General features: G+C 53.5%; 1 pseudogene and 1 other annotated feature. The pseudogene reads left to right on the top strand.

From position 1 onward, the window contains the following. Positions 1–372: pseudogene (locus tag JJB97_RS18430) on the top strand (hypothetical protein); the annotation flags it as partial. Next, positions 232–348 (top strand) — a sequence feature (AL1L pseudoknot). (Overlaps the previous pseudogene by 117 nt.)

Raw genomic sequence — 372 nt, 5'->3', positions numbered from 1 at the left:
AAAGGAGATCCTAAATGAAAGCAAAATCAGCAAATCGTTCTCATCAAAACCTGGCTGTCATTACGATACCCTGCGGACCTGGCTGCAGCAGCACAAAACCGATGTTCATGGTGATGTTGCCCCTGCCCTGGCTGATGGTGGACTGACTGTCGACGAACGTCAGCGCTTAAAAGAACTGGAACGTGAGAACCGGGAACTGCGCCGCAGCAATGACATATTGCGCCAGGCTTCTGCTTATTTTGCGCAGGCGGAGCTCGACCGCCACTGGAAAAAATAATGCCGCTGATGGAACGCCTGAGTGGTACGCACGGGGTCGGGCCGGTATGTCGCGAACTGGATATTGCCCCGTCGACATATTACTGGCATCAGCAG

It is taken from the genome of Tenebrionibacter intestinalis (assembly GCF_016632365.1).
Classification (GTDB): Bacteria; Pseudomonadota; Gammaproteobacteria; order Enterobacterales; family Enterobacteriaceae; genus Tenebrionibacter; species Tenebrionibacter intestinalis.
This window is presented reverse-complemented; position numbering and strand designations above follow the sequence as displayed.